Here is a 25,604-nt window from a genome sequence, read left to right as displayed (position 1 = left end):
TGTTTTGCCTGGATTTTTGTTCTTGAAAATTTCAATTGATAAATAATTGGAATTTATTTATCATGGCTCTATGAAAAAAAACAGCCGATTTCTTTCGCCGTCGCTCCTTTCCGCGGATTTTTCAGATTTGAATTCCGCATTTAAATTTATAGAAGAAAAGGGCAGTTCCTTTGTTCATGTTGATGTTATGGACGGGCATTTTGTTCCGCAGGTTTCTTATGGTCAGCCTGTAATCAGTTCAATCCGAAAATGCACAAAGCTTCCGTTTGACGTTCATCTTATGATTGAGCGTCCTGAAAATTCAATTGTTTCCTATATAGAATCTGGCGCGGACATTGTTACTTTTCATATAGAAGCAACTTGCCACGCAGACCGATGTGTTCAGCTTGTTCATAACGCCGGAAAAAAAGCCGGAATCGCATTGTGCCCGGCAACTCCTTTGAGCGCGGTTGAAGAGCTTTTGCCTTTTGTTGACCTTGTTCTTGTTATGTCTGTAAATCCGGGGTGGGGCGGACAAAAACTTATTCCATATACTATTGAAAAAATCAGAAAACTTGCCGATATACAGAGAGAGAAAAACTTTAAATATCTTATTTCTGTAGATGGCGGCATAAATCAAGAAACCTTGGAGGATGTCCTTGAAGCGGGAACAGATATTGTTGTTTCCGGCTCGTCATTTTTCAGGGGGAATTTAGAATGGAAATAAAAAAACGCTTTGTACTGGCTTTTCTTGTTTTGACTTTTGCGCTTCCGTTTGCATTTAGCCAGAAAAGTCCATTAGGTGAAAGCGCGGCGGATTCTTTTGTGCAAGGGCTTATTTGCTATAAAGACAAAGCTTGGACTGACGCTTCTGTATTTTTGAGGCAGGCTGCGGATTCAGAGGAGTATTCAACGGATTCAACTTGGTTTATGGTTATTATGAGCCTTGTTTATTCTGAAGATTTTTCTTCTGCTGTGAATGCCTGCGATTATTTTATTTCCGCTTTTCCAGAAAGCTCTTTGCTTCCTGCGGTTGAATATCAGCGTGGAAGAGCGTTGCATAGCATCGGTCAAAATGACAGCGCGGTAATGGCTCTTGGAAGCTTCTGCAATGAATATCCAGAAAGCAAAATGTATTCTTCCGCATTGTACTGGATTGCCGAATGTTTTTATGAGGATTACGATTACGAGACATCCCGCTCTTTTTATGAAAGAATTGTTTCAGAATATCCAGACAGCGCGAAATATAGCGATGCTGAATTCAAGCTTTACCTTATAACTCAGCGTGACCGTGAGCAGAAACTTCTTTATCTTTTAAAAATGACTGGCGAAGAATATCTTAGCAGCAAGGAAAACTATGAGCGCGAGCTTAGAACTATGCAGTCGGAAGATATTGCCGAGCTAAAAAAACAGCTTAGAATTGCAAACAGCAGAATCAGGGAACTTGAAGAAAATGCTTCAGCAGGATTGCCTTCTGCTTCAAATGTCCGCGCGGAAAATTCGAATGAAGAAATTCCAGTTTCTTCTGGCGGAGTTGAAGATGAGGAAATGTATTCTCTTAAAGAAAAAGCCGCTTTGATTCAGAAACTTCTTGATGAAAAATATGGGGGAAAGTAATGAAAAAAAATTTATTTGCTTTTGCTTTTTTTGCCGCTTCTGTTTTTACTTTGAACGCTCAGAATGAAGATCTTTCTTTTGTAATGCAAAAAGATTCTTCGGAGAAAAAAGAAATACCTTCATATTCTGTGGAAAAAAATATTGTAATTGACAAGGACGAAATCCGGCTTGCGCTTGACAGCACGACTGGAGCTTTTTCTCTTTACGCGCTTCCTGAAAAAGGCCGTGAAATTGCGCTTCTTTCAAGCTACGATTCAGGCTCGGCATCTTTTTTTGCTCTTAAAGCCGGAAGAAAAGAATACAAGCTTGCCCGCGGAACTGGAATAAAAACTGAATGCCGCAGAACGCCTTTGGGGGCGCAGATGGCTTATTTGATTCCGAATGTTGCTCAGGTTGTTGTTGACTTTAGTTTTCTTCCGTCGATTCCTAATTCCACAAGAACCGATATGCTGCGTGTTACAGTTTATACAATCAACCTTGGAAAAAATATTCAGTCCTTTGCGTTAAAAGGCGTGTTTGACACTGTTCTTGGTGAAAATACTTCAGCGCATTTTTCTACGGCGGCTAGAAGCAAAGTCAATTCTGAAACTCAGTTTACAGATATGTCTGATGATTTATGGATTCGTTCTAGCAATGCAAAAGCGGCAGTTCAGTTTCTTCTTGAAGGAGCCGGAATAAGCAGGCCTTGCAATGTTATGCTTGCGAATAAAGAAAATCTTGTAAATTCTTCTGGCTGGATTCCTTCAGTTCAGCATGGAAAAAGTTTTACTTCTGTTTTGTCGTACAATAATTCCGCGCTTTGCATAAACTGGGACACTGCATATCTTGATCCGCTGAAAACTTCTGCTGTGGGATTTTTTATTTCAGTCGCTACAGACGGAGAGCTTCCTGCTGGAAAAAAATTTCTTTCAGACTTGGCGAACGGAAAAACAATGCTTGGAATTTATTCAAAAGTTGCAGTTCCTACAACAGACGTTGCGCCAGCTCCGACTCCTCTTACTCCTCAGGAAGCCGGACTTTCAGAAAAAGAAATTCACGACTATACAAAAAATGGAACGCCTTTTGTTGAAGTTACAGAAGAGCAGCTTGATCCTGAATACATTCAAAATTTGCTTGACCACATAGCTTCTCTTTCAAGTGACGTTGACAAGGAAGAACTTGCCCGGCTTAATTCAGAACTTGATTCAATTCTTGCAAAACTTGGAGTTGAAAGATAAATGGGACGTTCCAACCTGGACATAGCAAAACATCTCATAAAGCGCCGCAAATTTGATCTTGCAATAAATATTCTTGAATCTTACGAGGATATTTATGAAGGTGATTTTGAATATTACCTAGCGTTGGGAATTGCTTATTTGTATGCTGATGTTCCAGGAAAAGCTTCCCAGAATTTTAGAAGCGCGCGTGAAATAAAAATAAAAAACACACAGCTTCTTTTGGGGCAGGCGGTTATTTTTCTTAGGCACGGAGAAACTGACAGAGCTCTTGAATATTATCTTGAAGTTCTTGATATTGATCCAAGAAATTCGATTGCGCGTTCGGCAATGGAATTTATCAGGCTTTACGGAGATTACACAACAATCTGCAAATGGGTTGATTCCGGCGACATAAAAAAATTCTATCCGCCGCTTGGAATGAATCCGGACATTATAAGAAACTGCATTCTTGCGGGGCTTTTGACAGGAATTGTTTGTTCAATGCTTGTGGTTTATGAGCCTTGGAAAAAATTTAACAAGCCGCTCACCGAGTTTGATTCAAAGTTTTCTCTTTCTACAGAAGAAATAAAAAATCCTCTTCAGATAAATATTTCTGAAAAAGATTTTACTGTGAGGCTTGAAAAAAATCAGGTTGCTTCTGTTTTTAATTCTGCAAAAAAATATTTTGGTGAAGGCCGGGACAATGCAGCGCAAGTTGAGCTTAATAAAATTTTAAATAGCAATGCGGCTTCTTCAATAAAGCAAAAATCCTTGGAGATGGCGGAGCTTTTTAAAGAGCCTACATTCAGTTCTTTAAAAGACAAATATTCTTATCTTGAAGTAAAAGAAAATCCGCTGCTTTATCAGAACTGCTATGTGATTTGGGATGGCACTGCTATAAATGAATATCAAAAAAGCGACGGTTCCTGGGGCTGTATGCTTTTGGTGGATTATATTCCGACGGAAGAAAAACGCTCGTCAAGTGGAACTGTGAAAGTTGTTTTTGAAAAAACTCCAACGCCTCCAGTTGATATGGAAAAGCCTGTCCGGTTTCTTGCTAAAATAAAAATTGAAAATGGAGAACTTTATCTTTTGGGCTGCGGAATTTTTCAGCAGTTAAAAGGCAGAACTCTAGGAGAGTCTTAAATTTCAGCTGAAAAAAATTAGTTTGCGTTGCAGACTTTTATTCATCCGTTGCTGCGGATAATTTTTGTTAAGGAATTTATATGAAAGAATTTTTACCCTATGACAGTGTTAGAATCGATGCATTGAAGCTCGCTCATAAGATTTATCAGCAGGACAAATTTGTTCCTGATGTTATTTATACTTCTCTGCGTGGCGGCGCATACATGGCGAACGTAATCAGTGAGTATTACAAAGTCGCTTTAAAAAATCACAAGCCTGTTTTGTATGCCGCTGTTGTTGCAAGAAGCTATACCGATGTTTCCCAGCATTCTGCGGTTAGAATTGACGGCTGGACTTATTCCCCGGATTATCTTCGTGCCGGCGATAAAATTATGCTCGTGGATGATATTTTTGATTCAGGAAGAACTTTGAATTATCTGGTTGGAATTCTTTTGGAAAGAGGAGTTCCGCGTGAAAATATAAAAATTGTTGTGCATGATTATAAAGTGTACAAATGGAAGGAGCAGCTTCCTATTCAGCCTGACTATTGGTGCAGAAAATTTGAAATTTCAAATCCAGAAGAAAACAATTGGATTAACTATAACAGCCACGAACTTGTCGGGCTTACACATGAAGAGCTTGAGGAAAATTTTTATAAGCCTTACCCTGATTTGCGTGAGGTTTTAGAACCGATTTTTAAGGATGAATAAATTCCATGAATGAAATGCGATTGTCTATAAAAAAAATTATAAGTATTCTTTTGCTTTTTACTTTTAGCAAGCTTTTTGCTTTTGAAGAAAAAAATATTTTGAGTCCTATTTCTGGAGTTTGGAAAAATAAACAGGCTCTTGTTTTAAATTTGGAAAAAGGCACGGACGTTTATTATTCTTTTACAGGCAGCGATCCTTATGTTTCTGGATTTTCTTATGATTCTCCTGTTCTCATTGATCAGACTGGAGATATAACTGTGAAGATTACATCGATTGCACAAAGCGGCGAAAGAAAAGATTTTACAATTGAGTACAATGTCGAAGAGAATTCAGAAGTTGAATATAGCATTCAGTCAAAAGAATTTATAAATTCAATAAATCAAAATCCTACTGTCCTTTATATTTCTGGAACTGATTTTTTTATTCCGTCTGAATTTTTGTATTCTCTTGAAAATTCCAAAGCTCCATATTTAAAGTCAAAGCTTTTTCTTTCAGGTAAAAATTCTGTGGAGCGTTTTGTTTCTTGCTTTGCTGTTGATTTTACAGGAAATAATTTTTTTCATTTTGTAATTCAAGTTCTTCCTGCTAAAAAAACTACCGATTCAAAAGTTGACAATGTTCCGTTTGAAATTTCAGAGTGGAACAATTTTTCTTTTAAAGATAAAAATTTTATTTACAGAATTGATGATGAAAACTGGAAATCGCCATCGGAGTCAAGTTTTATTGACAGAAATTATGCTCATAAAATTTCATGGCAGCCAGTTGAATTTTATCCAGAAAATAAAATTTTTGAATATGAGCTTCCTGCAAAGCCTTCTGTCCTTTCCAGAAAAAATAAAAATGGCGTTGTTGAGTTTTTTATAGATGGAAATGAAAATTTTACATTTGAAAAAAATTCATCTTTTGCTTATGCCGATGCGTTTGAAAATGAAGATGTAAAAAGTTCTGCTTGCTTTAAAATTTTTTACAATGGAAATTATCAGGGAACAATAGAGGCTGATTTTTCTATAGACAGGCTTCCGCCAGAACCTCCAGAAATCTTTTCATCATCTGTAGGAAAACTTACAAGAAAAAAATCTTTTTTCAGAATTTCAAGTGAGCCAGGTGCTAAAATTTTTTATGCTTTGAGCAAGCCTTTTGAAATACCGGACGGATTTGTAGAAAGTGTGCAGGCTGAATTTGAAAATATAAAACCTGAAAATTTTTCTTTGTATAATGGCAATGAAATTTTTCTAAAGTCTTCAGATAAAAATGCAGTGTTTTATAAAGTCTGCGCATATTCTGTTGATGCGTCTGGAAATAAAAGTGAAATTTCTGAGCAAAAAATAATTATTGATGAAACAAATTATTATCTTTTTGCAAATTCACAAAATGAAATCCAAGACGGTTCTTATGATAATCCGTTTAAATCTTTTGAACAGCTCATTTCTGTTTTGAAGTCTTCAAATAAAAAACTTAGATTTCATATTTATGGAAATATTGAAATTCCTGACAATGAATTTTTAATTTCCAAAGATTGCACTTTTATAGGACATGATTCCAGTTTAAGTTTTAAGGAAAATTCTGTTATAAAAATTTCAAATGCAAATGTCGAATTTGAAAATCTGATTATTGAAAAAAAATCACAAGCTGAGAATTCTCCGCTTGTTTTTGCAAAGAATTCTTATGTCGGAATTTCTAACTGCGAGTTTTCCGCACTGTTCTTGAAAAAAGGCAGTTTGCTTGATTTAGAAAATTCAAAAGCACAGATTGAAAATTCTGGATTTACGGTTCAAGCTGATTCTTATGCTTGCGGAATTTCTTCTGAAAACTCAAATGTTAACTGTAAAAATTCAAGATTCACATCAGTTGCAGAATCTTGTTTTAATGTGAAAGTTTCAGGCGGAACTTGTTCTTTCTCTGATTCATCTTTTTCTTTGATTGGAACATTGGGACGCGGAATTCAAATTCTTAATGCAAATGCTTCAGTTATTCAAAATGAATTTAACGCAAGGCTTTCCGATTCAACTAAAAAAAGTTCTCCAATTTGGAGCAATGTAAATTCTGTTGTGTCAGAAAAAAATATTCAAAAAGGATTTTAAGCTTTATGGATTTTCTTGTTGGAATCGATGAAGCGGGAAGAGGTCCTTTGGCTGGTCCTGTTACAGCTGGATGTGTTCTCTTGCCTTCTGATTTTCCTGTGGAAATTTTAAACGATAGCAAAAAGCTTTCTGAAAAAAAACGTGAAGCTGCATTTGATGTTATAAGAGAAAAATCTTGCTGGGGAATTGGAATTGTCAGTGAAAAAATAATCGATGAAATAAATATCCTTCAAGCTGATTTTAGGGCAATGAAAATTGCTTTTGATATGATGAGAATGAAACTTCCTGCTTGGTGCAAAAAAAATGGACTTGATTTTGAGCAATGTAAAAATTCCATGCAAGTGATTGTAGATGGAAATGCTCTGCCTTTTTCTGATGAAAATCTTGATATAAAAGCAGTTGTAAAAGCTGATTCAAAATTTCCTTGTGTTATGGCTGCAAGCATTCTGGCAAAAGTTCAGCGTGATAAAATTATGCTTGATTACGATAAACTCTATCCTGAGTATGGGTATGCAAAGCATAAAGGCTACCCAACTCCTGCTCACAAAGAAATTTGCCGCCGTTTAGGACCGTCTCCCATTCAGCGGCTTTCGTTCAAATATTAGTATTCTGTTTTTTCAGCGTCAGGCTGTCTTTTTGAAACAACATGAAGTCTGCCTGAAATTTCCTTGCGCTCTGCTTTTCTTTCTGAAACTAAGCGGCTTTCTCCTTTTCTGCGGTAAACTTTTTTTGCTGGCTTTTCTTCTGACATTCCGCCTGCTGCATATTTTGCTTCTTTTGCGGCTTTTTTTTCTGCACGGAGCTTTGCGCGTTCTTTCTGGATTTTTTCAACAGCTCTTAAAGATTCGTCCATTCCGCCCAAAAAGCTTTTCATATCATCTGCAAAAACAACAATGTCGCGTCTTTCATCTTGTCCGTCTTTTATTTTGCTTTCAACAATCTGAAGAAAAACATCTCCATTGCGATTTTCTTTTACGTTGAAATAATACGAACGTTTGTCCAAGTTTACCTGATTTGTAAAAAGTTCTCCACGAATTCCCATAATGTCCTTCCCTGAAAATTTAGTTTGATTTTTTTGCACCAAAAAAGATGCAGGATATGACTCCTTGCACTTTACAGCATTTTAAAATTTATTGCAAGCATCTTCATTGCAAAAACTGTCTGCAAATATTTTTCAGTTCTTCGATTAGCTCGTTCATGCTTTCTTCTTCAGTTGAAAATCCAAAACTGAATCTTACCGCGCTTTCTTTTTCCTTTGGGCTTAACTGCATTGTGTCAAGAACCGGCCGGCCTTTATGCGAAGATGAACATGCGCTTCCTGTTGAAATGAAAAATCCTTTTTCACTTAATGCGCGCTCCATGACTTGTCCTGGAATTCCTGGGAATGCAGCTTGAACAACCCAAGGAGAAAAGTTTGCTTCAAATTTTTCATCTTCACGGCAATGCGGAATTATCACGCAGCCTTTTATTTTCTTTAGTTTTTTTATGAAATTTGCTGTAAGAATTTTTTGCTGTTCGAATCTTTTTTCAGCCGAAGCGTTTCTTTCTGAAATAAAATATTTTTCAAGGCAAAGAGAAAATGCCTCTGCGCCAAAAAGGTTTTCAGTTCCGCTTCTTACAGTTTTTTCCTGTCCGCCGCCTTTTAAAAATGAATTAAATTCTTTTGCAAGATAAAGGATTCCAATTCCTCTTGATCCGCCGATTTTATGCGCGCTGAATGAAGCTGAATCAATTCCGCTTGCCTTTAAGTTCAGCGGAATTTTTCCTGCTGCCTGAACACAGTCAACGTGAAAAAATGGCTTTCGCTTTCCTTTTGTTTTTTCTTCAATAATTTTTGCAATTTCATAAATAGGCTGAATTGCTCCAGTTTCATTATTTACCGCCATTACTGAAACAAATGCCGTGTCTTCTTGAAGCGCATCAGAAATGCTTTGAGCAGAAACAATTCCATTTTTATCTGGATTTACATTTATAACTTTCCAGCCGCAGTTTTGCATTGACTTTGCCATTTCACGCAGAGCCGGATGCTCAATGGAACTTAATACAACGCTTCCTTTTTGAGGCCGGCTTAAAACAGAAAGAAGCGCAAGATGATCTCCTTCTGTTCCGCCTGAAGTAAAAAAAATATTTTCCGCATTTACACCTAAAGCTTGGGCGGCTCTTTTTCTTGCGTTTTCCAATGCGGCTTTTGCATCTGTTCCGGCTTTATGAATGCTTGAAGGATTTCCCCAATGATCCATAGAATATTTTAGCGCTTTAGTTAAAATTTCTTCATCGTTTGGAGCGGTTGCTGCCCAGTCAAAATAATGTTTTGATGAAATCATTTTAAAACCTCAAGAATTTCTTTGTCTTGAACTTCTGTTATCAATGTGGATTGCCCAGCTTTTTGAAGAATGACTTTTACGCAGCTTCCAGAATTTTTTTTGTCTTTGTGCATTGCAGAAACTAAAGCAAGCGTTGCATCTGGAATATCTTTTATAATCTGCGGAATCGGCTCTGTGCAGAATCCGTAGTCAAAAAGAATTTTCTTGCAATCTTTTGCAAATTCAGCAGTGCAAAGTTTTTTGCTTAAAGAAAGATCCAGCGCTCTTCCAATTCCCCAGGCAACAGCTTCGCCGTGGCTTATTTTTCCAAGTCCTGCCACAGTTTCAAGCGCGTGTCCAAAAGTATGTCCGTAATTTAAATATGCTCGGATTCCTTTTTCTTTAAAATCTTCATGCACTGTTTTTGCTTTTGCCTTTGCGCAGATTGAAATTATTTTTTGTAGAACTTCTTCATTTCGGCTCATAACTTGCGCTTTTTGTGTCTTTAAAATTTCTGTCAATTCTGGAGAAAAAAGAAAAGCTGTTTTTACAACTTCGCCAAGCCCTGAAAGAAATTCATTCTGCGGAAGGCTTTGTATAAATGAACTCCATATATGAATTTTTTTTGCAGGATAAAAAGCTCCAATCATGTTTTTGTAACTGTCAAAGTCGCATCCAGTTTTTCCGCCGATAGAAGCATCAACATCAGAAAGCAAAGTTGTCGGAACAAACTCAACGTCAACTCCGCGTTTGAACATCGAAGCAGCAAAGCCTGTCATGTCGCTTAAAACTCCACCTCCGATTGCAACAAAAAGGCAGTTCCTGTTGAAGTTGGAGTTTAAAGCTGCTCTTACAATTTCGAGGACATTTTCTATTGTCTTGAATTTTTCTCCTGCGCCAATAATGCAAAGTATATCATTTTCTTTTTTGAAAACAGAAGGAGCTTTTATGTTGTTTGCATTTTCATCGGTAAAATGTGAAATAAAATCTGCGCATAAAGGCGCGATGTTTGTGTCAGTGACAAAAAGTCTGTTGCGCTTGTTTTCTGCGGAAAGGTAAAGTCTGCATAGGTCGCTTTTTCCGCTGTAAAAAAGAATGTCAGTTTTATCAAAGCCTGAATTTTCAGGAAACAAAAGTTCAAAACTATCTATTGGTGAAATATCCATTGCTATAGTTTACTGCATTTTGTAAATGGAAGCAAACCCCATTGGAATTTTGAAAACGATTTTTGTTGAAAAGTCATTCCCATGTTATTCAGTTGAATTGCACAGGAATGATAATTAAATAGTTGAAAAAATTACTTTACGAATTCCAAAAGAGTTTTTCCGTCTTTTGAGCGGAGCGTAAGTGTGTTTCCAAAGAGAGAATAAGTTGCAGTCTGATCTATGTTGATATAAAACTGCTGCTCAAGTTCCTGCGCTTCTTTGCTTCCCGAAGCCATTAATGTTGAAGCTCCAAGCGTGAACGAAAGTTTTTTTGCAGTCTCGTCAAGAGCGTAATCCATTGTGTAATAATTTACGCCTGAAAAACCAGAAGCTTTGTTTTCTTCATTGAAAGAGAGCGTAGGCAGTTCTGATTTGTCTGCGTCTATGCTTTGAACTCCGCCGTTTTTTAGAATTGCTGCCAACGTCCAGTTTGCATCTTTTATAGAAGCCTTCGCAAAAACAAGTTCGGAATTTTCCATTGAATTATAAATGCACAAAAGAATTTTTCCGTCCTGCGTTTTTGTTTTCCAACTGTCAGCTCCTACTGCGGAATTTAAAAAGAGTCTTTCAAATTCCATGTCCTCTTTGCTGCCCATCATTTTTGTAGAAATAAATCCAGGTTCTGCACGGAGCTTTTTTCCACTTGATTTGTAAAGGCCAGAGAAAGAATTTACGCCGGAAAATCCTGACACTTTAATGTTCAAGTTTTCATCTTGCAAAAGGGAAATTGTAGCGCATGAAAAGTCCGCTTGCTTTTCTCCGATTTTGTACTGAACAAGATTCCAGTCGCCTTCAATTTGCTTTGCATCCTTTGATTTGCAGCCAAAAAAAGCCAGTGTTGCAAATGACAGAACTGCCGTAAAAAGTTTAAGTTTTTTCATTTTTATTTTACTCCATAAAAAGTTAATGTAGATAAAACAGGCATTATTTTGTGTGTTTTGTCTTATATTCATTTCTCTATTTTATATATTTCAAGCGAATCGGCAAGAGTCTGAATCTGCTCCACGGATTTGTTCGCGAGGCTTGAAACTTCCTTGAGCTGCGTGTTTATGGCAAGCGCGCTTTCTGAAATTGCTTCTACGCTCATTACAAGTTCCGTCGTGCGCTGCGTAACTTTTTCCATTGCGGAGGCGATGTTCGAAGTGTCTTTTTCCATGTCCGAAAATCCGCCGGAAACAGAAGCCGAGCCAGAAGACAGAGCCTTGAGTTTTTCCGCAACCGAAATGTTCAGCGCATTTTCATTTTCAATTATGCCCGACATTTCCTTGAAGTCTGAGTCAACTGCGGAAACCTGCTTCACGATGTCCGAGAAAATTTGGCTTGTTACAGCTGAAACTTCCACGACACGCTGAACCGAGTCGATGATTCCGCCGATAACCTTCGCAACGTTCTCCGACTGCGCGTGTGTTTTTTCAGAAAGCTTCCTGATTTCCTGGGCAACGACAGCAAAACCATCGCCCGCTTTTCCCGCATGAGCCGCCTCAATCGCCGCGTTCATGGCAAGAAGGTTCGTCTGGTCTGAAATTGAAGAGATAATCTTGTTCGTCTCAAGAAGCTTTTCCGTGTCGTTCGAAATCTGCTGGACAGTTTCCGAAACCTGCTTGATGTGCAAGTTTCCCTTTTCTGAAGCGGAAGAAAGAAGCCCCATGTTCTCAATCGTGAACTTCCTGATTTTGTCAACCGACTCAACCGAATCCAAAAGCTGCCTTATCTGCTCGCCGGATTCCTCGATGTCAGAAATCTGCGTCCTGATTATGCTTCCAAATCCCTTGAGCCTTTCAGCCGTCTTTTCAATCGTGTCGGACGCGCTCTGAATCATTTCCTGCTGCTCCGAAACCGAAGTCTTCATTCCGTCAAGCTCCGAGACAATTGCCGCGGCCTTTTCCTTTCCTGAGTCGAAATTTTTCTGCTGAAGGTTGTTCGTGTCGTGAACGTAGTCTGCCTTTTCCGTTATTCCGTTTATGAGAGAATTCACGGTTGCCGTTATGCGCGAGAGGCTTCCTGCAAGGCTTCCGATTTCATCTTTCTTTTTGTAGCTGAATTTTTCTGTGAAGTCTCCGTCCGCAATTTTGTTCATGGATTCGCGGAGCATTGAAAGCGGCTTTAGAATCAGCGAGATGAAGAGCGTGTACAGGCAGGAAACGACTAGCATTCCGATTATGAACATTGAAAGCATTACAACAAGCGAGCTTTCCGTTGCGATTCCCGAAGAAACGTCCATGCGGCGAACAAGATACCAGTCAAGAACGCTTACGTAGCAAAGTCCGTACTCCGAGCCTCCTGAGCTGAAAGTGTAAATTTGTCCGTTCTTGTAGTCCTCAAGCGAGCCTTCGATTTTCTCGTAAAGTCCGCCGAGCTGGTCTTTTACAAGTGCCTTTTGGCTTACAAGCGACTTGTCTTCCGCGCCGGTAATTTCTCCTAGGCTGTTGAAGAAGAAAAGCTGTCCGTTTCCTCCGCCGCTCACAGTCTTGTAAACAGAGTCAAGGAACGAGTCCAAAATGATTCCTGTTCCCACAACTCCCACAGGCTTTTTGTCCGCGGAAAAAACAGGTGCGTTCACCCAAAGGCAGGTTTCGTTTACGTCCGGATTGTAGTTTATGTTGAAGTTGTAAGTTTCAGTCTCGTAAAGAGTCATGTTGTACCAGTAGCTTTCAGGCTTGTCCGGGTCAAGAGTGTAGGAATATTCGTCTCCGAAGTAGAAAAAGTGGTCAGTGTCGTTTACCCAGAAATTTATGCCGGAAGAAAAAGCCTTTCCGTATGCCGCCATCTCGTCAAAGGCAGGTTTTTTGAGCCTTTCGTCCGAAACGTTTCGGAAATAGTTTGAAATTACAGGCGAGCGCGCCATCTGAAGGGCAAGAGTAATGTCCTTGTTCACCGAAGACTCAAGCATAAGCTGGTCAGTGCTAAGCTCCGTCCTGATGCTCTGCGAAATATTCTTCCGCCCGATTTTGTTCTTTGCAATGCCGTAAGTAAAAAGCGAAATAAAACAAATAAAAAGAAAGAAGATAGAAGAGAATAGAAGAGTTTTTTTCATTAAAGACATGGTGGCCTCCAATTTATTATAAATTATACATTAGAATTTTTTTATTTCAACTTAAAAATCTTTTTTTTGTTTATTTAGCCTGAAAATTCTAGTTTTATATTTTGCTGCCATTAACGGGCTTGACCTGATAATCTTTTGAATTTAATCTGTATTCTATATAAAAACATTAAGCGAGGTATCATATTATGGAAGAAAATGAAGAAACTGTGCTTTCAGAAGCAGAGCAGTTCAGAAACCGCGTTATTCTAAAGGTGGCGCGCATAGAAAAAGTTGAGCAGCATCCAGGTGGAAGTCTTCTATATATACTTACATTGAACGACGGAGACGAAGAGCCTAGACAAATTGTAAGTTCTATTGTGCCTTTTTATAAGCCGGAAGAGCTTTTGGGAAAAACAATTGTTATTGTTTACAATTTAAAGCCTGCAAATTTCCGCGGAGTCAGAAGCAACGGAATGTTGCTTGCGGCATCAGATCCGAATGTTACGGACCATGAAACTTGCGAAGTTCTTTTTGCGCCTCAGTTTGAGCCAGGAACTATTCTTGAGCCGGAAGGATTTGAAGCTCCTGCTGAAAAATATTGCTATGTAAAGCCGGATAAATTCTTTTCGTTCAAGCTTTATACAAAAGACGGATTTGTTGAAATCGACGGAAAGAAAATCGGCGCGGATGGAAAGTTTGTTGAAGCCAAAGTTTACAAAAACGGCTCTGTAGGCTGAAAAAAACTGAATTTCTTTAAAGAATTTATTTGACTTCTATACTTTTTGAATTTATAATTGTTGCATAACATAAACCCTTAGGAGGCCAAAAGTGGCAAAGGTAGAATTAAAAGGAATCGGTAAGATTTACGACGGAAATGTTCAGGCTGTAGAAAACGCCAACATTGTTATTGAAGACCGCGACTTCTGTGTATTCGTAGGTCCATCTGGATGTGGAAAATCAACAACTCTCCGCATGGTTGCAGGTTTGGAAGAAATTTCTGAAGGCGAGCTTCTTATTGATGGCGAACTTATGAACGATGTTCCGCCAAAAGACAGAAACATTGCGATGGTTTTCCAGAACTATGCTCTTTATCCTCACATGACAGTATATGACAACATGGCTTTCGGACTTAAGATCCGCAAGATGGACAAAGGTGAAATTAAACGCCGTGTTGATGAAGCTGCAAATATTCTTGGTCTTACACAGTACTTGGACCGCAAGCCAAAGGCTCTTTCTGGTGGACAGAGACAGCGTGTTGCAGTAGGACGCGCAATTGTTCGTAACCCTAAAGTATTCTTGTTTGACGAGCCTCTTTCTAACCTTGATGCAAAGCTCCGTGTTACAATGCGTGGAGAAATCGCAGGTTTGCACCAGAGACTTAATGCTACAATGATTTATGTTACTCATGACCAGATTGAAGCTATGACAATGGGTACAAAAATCGTTGTTATGAAAGACGGCCACGTACAGCAGATTGGTGAGCCTCTCTATTTGTACAACCACCCAATCAATAAATTTGTTGCAGGATTTATTGGAACTCCTCCAATGAACTTCCTTTCTGTTACAATTAAGAAAGAAGGCGACAAGATTGTTGCTGACGAAGGCACATTCACAGTTGTTCCAACAGCAGAACAGCAGGCTTCTCTTAAAGACTATGTAGGAAAAGAAGTTTACTTCGGTGTACGTCCAGAAGACCTTGTTTATTCAGAAGCTCCAGCTGCAGAAAACAATATGCAGATGAAAGTTTCTAACAAAGAGCCTCTTGGTGCAGAAACACATCTCTTCCTTTCTACAAAGACACAGAGCATTGTTGCACGTGTACAGGCATCTTCTAAGGGAGACTTCAAGATTGGTGAAACTGTAAACTTTAAGCCAGCTATGGAAAGATGTAAATTCTTTGCTAAGAATCCAGAAGATCAGAGCAAGGAAATCAACATCTGTGAAGCAGACAAAATTTCTGCTCCATGGCTCAAGAACGCTATCACAGGCGAAGTTGGCTATAAAGTAGCAATCGGTTCTGAAATCAGAAAATAAGCCACGTTCTTCAAGCTTGCATAATCTGGCTTGAAAACTTGTATCCTTGGACACCGCTAGAGTAATTCTGGCGGTGTTTTTTTATGCCATTATAGAATCAGCCACAACAATCTTTATTGTAATTGCTTTTTTTTTATTGTAAACTTTCAGCATGATAAAAGCTAATTCACTTGTTATATATAAAAATACTGCTGCTGTTGTCCTTTCTGTTGCTGAAAATAATAAGTTTTCTATAAAATTCCAGTCTGTGCCCGCCACTGCCACAAAACCCGCTGTTTATGACACTCAGAATGTCCGCGCAAAGGATATTCTCTTGCTGAATGAAGGTCCGGTTTCTTCTCTTGAATGTGTATTGAAATTTGCTGCGGAAAAATGTCCTTCAGCGGCTGATATTTACAATCTTGAACAGACAAATGAAATTTTTCTTCAGATAAAAGACTGCTATGAGCTTTTGTCAGGCGAATCTTCTGGGGAGGTTTATCCTTTTAATGAGCTGGTTTCGCTTTTTAGAGGCGAAGTAAAAGCTGACGAAGCTTGGGGACTTTACTGCGCTTTAAAGAATACTGTTTATTTTAGCCAGATTTTAAAGGAGCAGCTAGACGGAAAAATTGCATTTACTGTCCGCCCTCAGCAAGAAATTGATTCCCTTGTAAAAAAAGCCGGTGAAAAGGAAAAAGAAGCTGAGTTGCGGTCTGAATTTATTCAGCGTTTAAAAACTGGAAAACTTTTGCCGGAGGATTCTGTTTTTATGGGCGATGTGGAAGCTCTTGCGCTTGGAAAAACAGACAAAAGCCGTACAATGCATGATGCCGGCTTAAAGGAAACTCCAGAACGTGCGCACAAACTTTTGCTTGATACAGGACTTTGGGACATTACACGCAATCCGTATCCTTTGCGCTGGGGACTTTCCACAAAATCAGCGTCAGATTCACTTGATTCTCCGCCAGAAGAAGAAAGGCTTGAACTTGACTGTGTTTCTTATGCAATCGATAATGCCTGGTCAACTGACCCGGATGATGCTGTTGCCTTTGACGGAAAATATCTTTGGGTTCATATTGCAGATCCTGCGTCTACAGTTCAGCCTGATTCTCCTATTGATAAAAATGCGCGCGCAAGAGGGGCGACTCTTTATATTCCAGAAGGAGCTGCCAGAATGCTGTGTGAAAGCTGCCTTGAAGATTATGCGCTTGGACTAAAGGAAAAAAGCCGCGCGTTGTCTTTTAGAATTCTTCTTGATGAAAACGGCGCGATTGAAGACTGTTCTGTTTTTAAAACGCTTATAAAAGTAAAACGTCTTTCTTATGAGCAGGCTGATGAGCTTATGGAAAGTGAAGAATTAAAGCCTCTTTTTTCTATAGCATGGAAAAATGTGGAACGCCGCAAAAAGTCCGGGGCTGTTCAGATTTCAATGCCGGAAGTCCACATTTCAGTTGAGCCTGAAACAAAAAAAGTTTCAATAGAGCCGCTTGTTCATCCTAAAAGCTCAGAAATGATCCGTGAGATGATGCTTTTGGCTGGAGAAGGAGCCGCAAAATTCGCTTTCAAAAATCAGATTCCGTTTCCGTTTATAAGCCAAGAAGCTCCTGTAATTCCAGATGATATTCCTGAAGGTCTTGCAGGTCAGTTCAGGCTTAGAAGATGCATGAGAAAAAGGTCAGTTGGTGTAACTCCTGGAATGCACTGCGCTTTGGGACTTAATATGTACAGCCAGGTTACAAGTCCTTTGCGTCGCTACGGAGACTTGATTGCGCATATTCAGTTGAGAGCTTTTCTGGATAAGAGGAAACTCTTGGACAAGGACACTATGCTTATGCGAATTTCAGAAGGTGATGCCGGTGCTCAGGCGGCGCACAAAGCTGAACGAAAAAGCAATATGCACTGGACGCTTGTTTATCTTTTGCAGAATCCCGGATGGACAGGTGAGGCTGTATGCGTTGACAAAGGAATGAAGCTTCCTCTTTTTTCAATTCCTTCTCTTGCAATTGAAACCTTTATGCCGTGCCCTGAAAAAACAGAGCTTAATGACGTGGTGAAAATAAAAGTAAGGAAAATTGAGCTTACAGAGCAGCAGGTTGAATTTGAAATTATAAACTAATTTTTTTGCACAAAAATATTGAGGTATATATTAAATGAAAGATTTTCAGAATGGAATTGAAACTAAATGCATTCACTCAGGCTATGAGCCAAAAAACGGCGAGCCTAGGATGATTCCTATTGTTCAAAGCACAACCTTTAAGTATGACACAAGTGAAGCAATGGGAAAACTTTTTGACCTTGAGGCTTCAGGTTATTTTTACAGCAGGCTTCAGAATCCTACAAACGATTATGTGGCTGCGAAAATTGCCGCTCTTGAAGGTGGAACTGCCGCTATGCTTACTTCTTCCGGCCAGGCTGCAAACTTTTTTGCGGTTTTCAATATTGCGAGCGCAGGCGACCATGTCGTTGTTTCTTCTACAATTTACGGCGGAACTTTCAACTTGTTCAATGTTACAATGCGCAAGATGGGAATTGATTTTACATTTGTAGATCCCGAATGTTCAGATGAGGAACTTAATGCGGCTTTTAAACCAAACACAAAAGCAGTTTTTGGCGAAACTATTGCGAATCCAGCTTTGATTGTTTTTGACATTGAGCGTTTTGCAAAAGCGGCGCACAGCCATGGAGTTCCGCTTATCGTAGACAATACTTTTGCAACTCCAGTGAATTGCCGTCCGTTTGAATGGGGTGCAGACATTGTAACCCATTCCACAACAAAATATATGGACGGACACGATGCGACTATTGGCGGCGCGATTGTTGATTCTGGAAAATTTGACTGGCTTGCAAATGCCCAGAAGTTCCCGGGACTCTGCACTCCAGATGAAAGCTATCATGGCGTGGTTTATGCAAAGAAATTTGGAAAGGAAGGAGCTTTTATCACAAAGGCAACTGTTCAGCTTATGAGAGACTTTGGCTCTGTACAGTCCCCAATGAATGCTTACTTTTTAAATCTTGGCCTTGAATCTTTGTCGCTTCGTGTTGCCCGCCACTGTGAAAACGCCTTGAAGATTGCAGAATTCCTTCAGTCGCATAAAAGTGTTTCCTGGGTGAATTATCCCGGACTAAAAGGAAACAAATATTACGAGCTTGCAAAAAAATATATGCCGAACGGAACTTGCGGAGTTATTTCTTTTGGAGTAAAAGGCGGAAGGCAAGCTGCTGAAAAATTCATGTCTAACCTTAAGCTTGCGATGATTGCAACACACGTTGCGGACAGCAGAACTTGTGTTCTTCACCCTGCAAGTTCTACACACAGGCAGATGTCCGATGAAGAGCTAAAGGCTGCAGGTGTTTTGCCGGACATGGTAAGACTTTCTGTTGGTGTTGAAAATGTAAATGATATAATTGCTGATTTAACTCAGGCACTGGAGGTTTAAGATGCCGCATATTACAGTTCAAATGTTTCCCGGAAGAAATGACGAAATCAAGAAAAATCTTGCAGAAAAACTTGCAAAAGTAGCGAGCGAGGAGCTTGGCAGGGGAATCGAGCATTTTTCTGTTTCTGTAGAAGATATTCCGCAGGACGAATGGAAAGAGCGTGTTTTTAACAAGATTGTAGACCCGGATAATAAAAATATTTTTGTAAAGCCTGGCTATACAATGTAGCAAATACAAAAATGTTTTTGTTGACAGTATCAGTTTTGCATGATATATTTTTTACTATGAAAAACACAACCCATTGGGCAGTAATTATCAATATCTCATCGTTGGCTTACCTTTACTTTAGCTTTTATTGGTTTTCTCGTGCCTTGCGGAAGTTTCGCTAGATAATAGCGAGCATTGTGTTTGCCGTATAACTGGTAAAATAATGGAGCCTTCCGCAGTGGAAGGCTCTTTTTTTTGCCAGACGGTTTAAATTTCGGAGGTTTTTGTATGATAGTGATTTTAAAGAAAGGCGCGACAGAGCCGGCAATCAATGAATTTGTTGAAGAGGTTAAGCAGAAAGGTCTTGGCGTTCATATTTCGACTGGAGTAGACAAGACTATTATTGGTCTTCTAGGCGATACTTCAAAACTTGTTCCAGAGGATTTCCTTGCAAATGATATAGTTGAAACTGCGGAGCGTGTCAGCGCACCGTATAAAATGGCAAGCCGTTCATTCCATCCGGAAAATACAGTTGTCTGCATCGGAACAGGGCAGAGCGGCGTTATTGAATGTAAAATTGGAGACGGAAAAACTGTTCCTGTAATCGCAGGTCCTTGCGCTGTTGAAACTGAAGACCAGATTATGAATGCGGCATTTGCTGTAAAAAAAGCCGGAGCAAGAATTTTACGTGGCGGCGCATACAAGCCAAGAACTTCACCTTATAGTTTTCAAGGGCTTGGAAAGGAAGGTATAAAGCTTCTTGAAAAAGCAAAGAAAGAAACAGGGCTTCCAATCTGCACGGAGCTTATGGCAATCAGCGAACTTAAGAATTTTGAAAATGTTGACTTGATTCAAGTTGGAGCAAGAAATTTTCAGAACTTTGACCTTCTGAAGGAACTTGGAAAATTTAATAAGCCGGTTCTGCTTAAGCGCGGTCTTTCTGGAACAATCAACGAGCTTTTGATGAGCGCGGAATATATAATGGCCAACGGAAACGAAAATGTCATTCTTTGCGAGCGCGGAATTAGAACTTATGACGGATATACACGCAACTGCCTTGATGTAAGCGCAGTTCCTTATCTTCATAAAGTTTCACACTTACCGGTTGTGATTGACCCAAGCCATGCCTGCGGAATCAGATGGATGGTAGGAACTCTTGCCCAGTCTGCTGTTGCCGCCGGTGCTGACGGACTTGAAATTGAAGTTCACTGCTGCCCTGAAAAGGCTTGGAGCGATGCAAGCCAGCAGCTTCCACCTAGTCAGTTTGAAGAACTCATGATTAAGCTTGGAAAATATGCGGCTGTTGAAGGAAAAACTATGTAAAAAAATGCCGGATTTTTAATAAGAAAAAAAGTTCCGGCAGCTCAACAATAGAAGGATTTCAAATTGAAAAATTTATCAGACTTGACTTATGGAATTGTTGGATTCGGTCTTATGGGCGGCTCTCTTGGAAAGGCAATCAGGGAAAATGTGCTTTCAGTTTCTTCTGCCAGCGGAAAGATTCTTGCTGCGGACATAAATGAAGCATCCCTTTCCTTGGCGAGAGAACAGCACATTGCGGATGAAACTTTTCTTATCAGCAAAGTTGACTCTATGCTTTGCCAGTGCGACTTTGTTTTTGTGTGCCTTTATCCTCATGCGACTTTGGAATTTTTAATTCAGCACAAAAATAATTTTAAGCCCGGTTCAATCGTAACGGACATAAGCGGAGTCAAGTCTGAAATATTTTCTCGCCTGAATGAAATTCTTTCCGGTGGGTTTGATTTTATTCCGGGGCATCCGATGGCTGGTAGCGAAAAGGAAGGCTATGCAAATTCATGTGGTTCAATTTTTAAGAATCATAACTACATTTTAATGCCGCTAAAACAGAATAAAATCGAAAATCTGGAACTCTTTAAGCAGCTTGTTTCGCTTATGGGATTTACCAGGATTGTAGAAACTGATGCTTTTGTTCACGACCATAAAATTGCTTTTACTTCCCAGCTTTGCCATGTCATTGCGAGCGCGCTTGTTGATAGTGCGGAAGATTCCAAGATAACGGCTTTTGGCGGCGGAAGCTTTGAGGACTTGACTAGAATCGCCATGATTAATGCTCCTTTGTGGACAGAACTTTTCCTTGCAAATAAAAAAGAGCTTCTGCTTCACATTGAAAATTTTGAAAAATCTCTTAATGAGCTAAAAGGATTTATAGAAAAAAACAACGCTTCTTCCCTGAAGTCTTATCTTGAAAATGTCCGAGAAAAACGCATTTCCATGAGTCGCATAGAAGTAAAAGTGTAGGGTTCAAAAGCAAGGTTGATTCAGTTTCTTTACTTTTGAAGCAGTTTGAAAACTCCGTCGTCTGGATTGAATTCAACTCCTTCACCGTCAGCTTCTTTTGGAAAAGTTCCTTTAAGAAAATAGTCGTCAAGAAGATGAATGTAATATTTTGCAACGTTGTCATTGCTGTTTTTTTTCGCAAGGGAAGACAATAGTTCTTTAGCTTTTGTGTAATTTTTGTTGCTGAATTCAGCCATTGCGCTTTCCCAGTTCTGCATATAATCAAGAAGTTCTGGAGATGCAAGAGATTTTTCTTCAATAAGTTCATAAAGTCCAATCGGTGTGTTGATGTTTACAACCCGAACACGGTCAAGAGAACGCACAACGAATCTGTCTCCAATCAATTCTTTTGTGCTTTGGCTAATAAGAATTCCATTTGTGTGATACTGCTTGTTTACACCTTCAAGACGGGACGCAAGGTTTACATTGTTGCCCATCATTGTGTAATTCTTTTTCTTTTCCGAACCAAAATAGCCTGCAATCATTTCACCTGAATTAATTCCGATTCTAGTAAAAATTGTCTTATTGTTTGTAACAAGAGTTTTAAATGCAGAATACAAAGCTTCTTCCATCCATGAAGGCTTAGGATTTTTGGAATAGCGAACAATATCTTGATTCATTACTTGCTCTGCTTTTTTCATTTTTATTGCGGCGGCACAAGCGTGAACTGCATGATCTGGCATTGCAACTGGCGCGCCTACAAGAGCAACAATCGCATCTCCCTCGTATTTGTCAACAGTTCCTTTTTCATCAATTATGATGTCGGACATTTTTGTAAGATAAAAGTTTAGAAGGCATCCAAGTTCTTTTGCTGTGAGCAGTTCACTAAAGGAAGAAAACTTTTGAATGTCTGTAAAAATCGCCGACATTTCAAATTCCTTTCCTCCCAAGGTAAATGAAGAAGCGTCATTTATAATTTGATTAACAACATCTTTTGAAAGACACTGGCTAAATGCAGAACGGATAAATCGTTTTTGCTTTCCTTCTACAGACAAACTTACAACAACGCTTGCCATTTCCGAGATAAGAAAAGCAAACAAAGGTGAGATCATTAAAATCCAAATTCCGTTGTTGAACAAAATTACAGGCACAAAAATTGAAACTGCGATTCCTGCAAAGATTCCCGCTGAAATAAAAACCGCAGAAAACCGTGGAGAAATTTTTTCACTTATGACAGCAAACAAAGATGCAAAGAATGCAAGCGCAATCAGCCACAAAAGAGAAATGCAGAATGGAACTTTTTTTATAAAACTGCCTGTAAGGTAATTGTCCAAAGTTGTAATATGAATTCCAACTCCCGGATAAACTTGAGAGACTGGCGTTGAACAGATGTCAAAAAGTCCCGGAGCATAATATGCGCAGAAAATATAAAGGTCATTGAAATCCTCTGGAGATAAAACACTTTCTTTTCCTTGCAGCCAAAGCTCATGGCTTTCAAGAATATCTTTTGCACTGTATGGAAAATAGTCGTCGATGGATTTTGTAAATCGTAAAAGCGCAGTGTTGTTGTCCAGTACAGGAATAGAAGAAAAGTCTGGAACTTCTTCACTTAGAAAAAGAGGAGCAAGTCCAAGAGTGGGATATTCAGTTTCATTGAATGTGTCAAAAAGGCGAGTGCGGCGGATAATGTCATCGTTGTCTTTTGCGCTTGTAATGTTTCCTAAAAGAGCGGCATTGTCATTGATTGGCTTTACAGGCATTAAAGTTTTTCCGTAGTCGTCTGCGGAATAAAAAAATGTCTGGATAACTTTTTTGCTTCTTGCTTCCGCCATACCTAAAGCAATATCATCTTCTTCTCCATATACAGAAGGCTCTGTGTAAAGAATATCAAATGCAATTGCCTTAGGATTTCCAACTGAAATAAAATCAATCATTTTTCCATAAGCTTCTCTAGGCCAAGGCCATGACCAGTTGTATTTTTCTTTTGCCCAGTCAATGCTTTCCTGATCAACAATAATTAAACATATTTCTTCACAAGGTTGCTTGTATTTTGCCGCGTTTATCATGCGAAGATCATAGGATTTGTTTTCAAAAGCATTGAATAATCCTAAAAAGTGAAAAACTAAAGTTATCAGAATGCTTGAAGATGCAATGATTATGGCTCTTGTCCAAAGCTTATGTTTTTGTTTCATTATTTTATTCCTGCTAAAGCGTTTTCAAATCTTGACTGGCGGACATCTCTTGAGATGCCTGTAAAAGTAAAGTTTTTAAGAGCTTTTTGCACACTGCTGATTCTGGACTCTGGCTTTGGATGAGTTTTTCCCCAGCCTGAATCTTCGCCGCTGGTTTTTGTCTTGAGCATTTTCAAGACATCAGTCAAGGCATTTGGATCATAGCCTGCATCTGCCATAAGCGAAACAGCTTTCTCATCAGCTTTGAATTCCTGGCCTTTTGTATATCCAGTTTCTGTAATGATATTCATCATGGAAATGCTGGAACTGGTAAGAAAATCTGCAGACTGTTTTTCCTCTTGATTAAGATTTGAAAACTGCTTTGTGTAGTTTTTTGCCATTGTTGCGGAATTTGAAATTGCTTCTGTTGTTCTTACAGTCTTGATTGCTGTGGTTGCATGCTTAAGCTGAATGTGGGCAATTTCATGCGCGATGATTGCAGCTAGCTCATCTTCTGAATTGCAGCATTTCAAAATTCCTGTTGTAATAAAAATGTGCCCGCCGCTTGTAGACAGCGCATTGATTTCATCTGAATCAATAATCGCAACGCAATAATCCTTGTAGATTTTTGGAGTGTCGGAATTCATTGTGATTGCTTTGCAAATTTTATTAACATAAGCTGTTGCTTTTGGAGATGCCGTGTAAAGTTTGTATTCAGTCAGCACATTCGATGCGACAGCTCTTCCGATAAAATATGAGTCCTGCGTTGTAATAGGTTCTGCAGCTCTGTCAATTGATTCAACTGTAGTGGTGGCTTGCTCAAGAGTTTTCTTTACATCTTGGCTTTTTTGAACAGCGGAGTTGACTTTATTTAATGCGCCAAAAATATCAGCGGAAAATGCTGCTAAAGAAATTGATGAAAGAATACAAACGCAAAGAATTTTCTTAAATAACTTTTTCATTATTCTTCACCTCCTGCCTTGAGCTGACCTTCTTTTATAAAGGCAATTGCGTCTTTTTCTGAACAAGCATTTGCTTCAATTTTATCAACTTGTGCAAACGAAATTTCACTTGCCTGGCTGTAAACTTTTTCAAATGCCTTGTCCATTCCTTTTCCTGCAAGTCCAAGTTCTTTTGCGTTTGCGGAAGTTTTTCCGCTTACATTTACAATCAGCTTTTTTGCTGTTAAAGACGAATTTGGAAGCCAGCCTTCAATTTTTCCATCTTCAGATAAAATGCAAGACCAGGATTTTCCTTTTGAAGTAACTTTGACTTTGTCGCCAAGCTTTAAAGTTCCTGTGCTAGATGCAAACTGGGACGCCTTTGCTCTGACAATTGCTGAATCCACTTGAACATATTGTGGCTTTGGTTCTGCGGCGAATGCAGAAGAAATATTCAGCGCCATAACTGATAAAAAAATAATTTTGATTTTACTCATGCCTCAAAGTATAGCATTGTAACAGTTTGTGTTAAATAGTAAAAATGAGATTTCATTGTATGCAAATTTTAGAATTATATATAATATGGAAAGAAACATATATTTACAGTACCGGCATAGTGGTACTGACAGTCCACTGTGTTACGTATAGGCAGTCGGCACTACTACCCGACTGTCAGTACTTATGTCTGTTGATTGTCTGTATTTAATATTTTTGCATAGTCTGTCAGTAAACTCATATTTGCATTTTGCCTGTATTCAGTTTATAATAAAAAACTCTGGAGTAAATATGAATAAAGATTTTGAGGTTCTTGATAAAGTAATTGGCCGCGTGCCTGATTTTCCTAAAAAAGGCGTTTTGTTTTATGATATAACAGGAGTTCTTCGCCACCCGGAAGCATTCCGCTATACAATTGAGCGCATGGTTGAACTCTACAAGGATAAAAAGATTGATGCTGTAGCTGGAATTGAGTCGCGCGGATTTGTATTTGCTGCTCCTTTTGCCCAGGCAATGGGAATTCCTCTTATTTTGATTCGTAAAAAAGGAAAACTTCCCGGAAAAACATATACTTGTAAATATGAGCTTGAGTACGGCACTGCTGAAATTGAAGTCCACACTGCCGACATTTCAAAAGGCCAGAATATTCTTTTGGTTGATGACCTTATTGCAACCGGCGGAACTTTAAAGGCGGCTGCAAATTTGATAGAGCAGGGCGGAGCTAAGGCAACGGATGTCTTTGGCGTTATAGGACTTCCTTTCTTGAATTATCAGAAAAAGCTTGAAGATCTTAACGTTACAACTCTTGTAAATTATCAGTCTGAGTAAGCCTTTATTATTCC

The 25,604-nt window shown here is 39.0% G+C and carries 23 protein-coding genes; 15 read left to right on the top strand and 8 right to left on the bottom strand.

The window, feature by feature from the left end:
• Positions 1-70 precede the first annotated feature (70 nt).
• From rpe to Q0N70_RS01295, 7 genes are all read left to right on the top strand, one after another.
• The gene (rpe, locus tag Q0N70_RS01325) at positions 71-706 is read left to right on the top strand and encodes a ribulose-phosphate 3-epimerase (RefSeq protein ID WP_294012641.1); all 636 of its coding nucleotides are present in this window, start codon (positions 71-73) and stop codon (positions 704-706) included.
• Entirely contained in the window at positions 697-1,596 is a 900-nt protein-coding gene (locus Q0N70_RS01320) for a tetratricopeptide repeat protein (RefSeq protein ID WP_294012638.1), read from the top strand. The genes rpe and Q0N70_RS01320 overlap by 10 nt, the downstream gene beginning before the upstream one ends.
• Complete coding sequence (locus tag Q0N70_RS01315; protein WP_294012635.1) at positions 1,596-2,813, top strand: hypothetical protein; 1,218 nt, start codon at positions 1,596-1,598, stop codon at positions 2,811-2,813. The genes Q0N70_RS01320 and Q0N70_RS01315 overlap by 1 nt, the downstream gene beginning before the upstream one ends.
• On the top strand, positions 2,814-3,938 hold the full coding sequence (locus Q0N70_RS01310; RefSeq protein WP_294012632.1) for a hypothetical protein: 1,125 nt from the start codon (positions 2,814-2,816) through the stop codon (positions 3,936-3,938).
• Positions 3,939-4,018: 80 nt separating this feature from the next.
• Positions 4,019-4,627, top strand: coding sequence for a phosphoribosyltransferase (locus Q0N70_RS01305; RefSeq protein WP_013702037.1), 609 nt, complete (start codon positions 4,019-4,021; stop codon positions 4,625-4,627).
• Positions 4,628-4,632: 5 nt separating this feature from the next.
• Complete coding sequence (locus Q0N70_RS01300) at positions 4,633-6,708, top strand: FN3 associated domain-containing protein (protein WP_294012627.1); 2,076 nt, start codon at positions 4,633-4,635, stop codon at positions 6,706-6,708.
• Between the two features lie 5 nt (positions 6,709-6,713).
• On the top strand, positions 6,714-7,313 hold the full coding sequence (locus Q0N70_RS01295) for a ribonuclease HII (RefSeq protein WP_294012624.1): 600 nt from the start codon (positions 6,714-6,716) through the stop codon (positions 7,311-7,313).
• Here Q0N70_RS01295 and Q0N70_RS01290 read toward each other — a convergent pair.
• The 5 genes from Q0N70_RS01290 to Q0N70_RS01270 all read right to left on the bottom strand — a co-directional run bounded on the left by Q0N70_RS01290 (position 7,310) and on the right by Q0N70_RS01270 (position 13,259).
• Positions 7,310-7,750, bottom strand: coding sequence for a DUF3276 family protein (locus tag Q0N70_RS01290; protein WP_294012621.1), 441 nt, complete (start codon positions 7,748-7,750; stop codon positions 7,310-7,312). The two genes, Q0N70_RS01295 and Q0N70_RS01290, sit on opposite strands and share 4 nt — an antisense overlap.
• A gap of 103 nt (positions 7,751-7,853) precedes the next feature.
• Positions 7,854-9,032 carry a cysteine desulfurase family protein gene (locus Q0N70_RS01285; RefSeq protein WP_294012618.1) on the bottom strand — a complete coding sequence of 393 codons (1,179 nt, stop codon included), beginning with the start codon at positions 9,030-9,032 and terminating at the stop codon, positions 7,854-7,856.
• Positions 9,029-10,177, bottom strand: coding sequence for a 3-dehydroquinate synthase family protein (locus Q0N70_RS01280; protein ID WP_294012615.1), 1,149 nt, complete (start codon positions 10,175-10,177; stop codon positions 9,029-9,031). The genes Q0N70_RS01285 and Q0N70_RS01280 overlap by 4 nt, the downstream gene beginning before the upstream one ends.
• 131 nt (positions 10,178-10,308) lie before the next feature.
• Complete coding sequence (locus Q0N70_RS01275; protein ID WP_294012613.1) at positions 10,309-11,097, bottom strand: META domain-containing protein; 789 nt, start codon at positions 11,095-11,097, stop codon at positions 10,309-10,311.
• Between the two features lie 68 nt (positions 11,098-11,165).
• On the bottom strand, positions 11,166-13,259 hold the full coding sequence (locus Q0N70_RS01270; protein ID WP_294012610.1) for a methyl-accepting chemotaxis protein: 2,094 nt from the start codon (positions 13,257-13,259) through the stop codon (positions 11,166-11,168).
• A gap of 185 nt (positions 13,260-13,444) precedes the next feature.
• Here Q0N70_RS01270 and Q0N70_RS01265 point away from each other — a divergent pair, with 185 nt between their 5' ends.
• The 7 genes from Q0N70_RS01265 to Q0N70_RS01235 all read left to right on the top strand — a co-directional run bounded on the left by Q0N70_RS01265 (position 13,445) and on the right by Q0N70_RS01235 (position 21,176).
• A complete protein-coding gene (locus tag Q0N70_RS01265) occupies positions 13,445-13,975 on the top strand; it encodes a hypothetical protein (RefSeq protein WP_294012608.1) in 531 nt (176 codons plus the stop codon).
• 91 nt (positions 13,976-14,066) lie between these two features.
• Positions 14,067-15,272, top strand: coding sequence for an ABC transporter ATP-binding protein (locus Q0N70_RS01260; protein WP_288566939.1), 1,206 nt, complete (start codon positions 14,067-14,069; stop codon positions 15,270-15,272).
• 151 nt (positions 15,273-15,423) lie between these two features.
• Positions 15,424-17,367, top strand: a complete 1,944-nt coding sequence (locus Q0N70_RS01255) for an RNB domain-containing ribonuclease (RefSeq protein ID WP_294012602.1) — start codon at positions 15,424-15,426, stop codon at positions 17,365-17,367.
• A gap of 34 nt (positions 17,368-17,401) precedes the next feature.
• Entirely contained in the window at positions 17,402-18,688 is a 1,287-nt protein-coding gene (locus Q0N70_RS01250) for an O-acetylhomoserine aminocarboxypropyltransferase/cysteine synthase family protein (protein ID WP_294012599.1), read from the top strand.
• Position 18,689: 1 nt separating this feature from the next.
• A complete protein-coding gene (locus Q0N70_RS01245) occupies positions 18,690-18,917 on the top strand; it encodes a tautomerase family protein (protein ID WP_013702026.1) in 228 nt (75 codons plus the stop codon).
• 267 nt (positions 18,918-19,184) lie between these two features.
• Positions 19,185-20,219 (top strand): 3-deoxy-7-phosphoheptulonate synthase, encoded by a 1,035-nt coding sequence (gene aroF / locus Q0N70_RS01240; RefSeq protein WP_013702025.1) that lies wholly within the window; start codon positions 19,185-19,187, stop codon positions 20,217-20,219.
• 63 nt (positions 20,220-20,282) lie between these two features.
• A complete protein-coding gene (locus tag Q0N70_RS01235) occupies positions 20,283-21,176 on the top strand; it encodes a prephenate dehydrogenase (protein ID WP_013702024.1) in 894 nt (297 codons plus the stop codon).
• Positions 21,177-21,205: 29 nt separating this feature from the next.
• On the opposite strand, the gene Q0N70_RS01230 is transcribed toward Q0N70_RS01235, so the two are convergent.
• The 3 genes from Q0N70_RS01230 to Q0N70_RS01220 are packed head-to-tail and all read right to left on the bottom strand — an operon-like array spanning position 21,206 to position 24,764.
• A complete protein-coding gene (locus Q0N70_RS01230; RefSeq protein ID WP_294012593.1) occupies positions 21,206-23,347 on the bottom strand; it encodes an adenylate/guanylate cyclase domain-containing protein in 2,142 nt (713 codons plus the stop codon).
• A complete protein-coding gene (locus Q0N70_RS01225) occupies positions 23,347-24,288 on the bottom strand; it encodes a M48 family metalloprotease (protein WP_294012590.1) in 942 nt (313 codons plus the stop codon). The genes Q0N70_RS01230 and Q0N70_RS01225 overlap by 1 nt, the downstream gene beginning before the upstream one ends.
• Positions 24,288-24,764: an SH3 domain-containing protein gene (locus Q0N70_RS01220; RefSeq protein WP_294012587.1), complete on the bottom strand. Its 477-nt coding sequence runs from the start codon at positions 24,762-24,764 to the stop codon at positions 24,288-24,290. The genes Q0N70_RS01225 and Q0N70_RS01220 overlap by 1 nt, the downstream gene beginning before the upstream one ends.
• Positions 24,765-25,053: 289 nt before the next feature.
• On the opposite strand from Q0N70_RS01220, the gene Q0N70_RS01215 reads away from it, so the two are divergent.
• Positions 25,054-25,590, top strand: coding sequence for an adenine phosphoribosyltransferase (locus tag Q0N70_RS01215; RefSeq protein ID WP_294012584.1), 537 nt, complete (start codon positions 25,054-25,056; stop codon positions 25,588-25,590).
• Positions 25,591-25,604 lie beyond the last annotated feature (14 nt).

The sequence above is a fragment of the uncultured Treponema sp. genome (assembly GCF_945873775.1).
In the GTDB taxonomy this organism is placed as follows: Bacteria; Spirochaetota; Spirochaetia; order Treponematales; family Treponemataceae; genus Treponema_D.
This window is presented reverse-complemented; position numbering and strand designations above follow the sequence as displayed.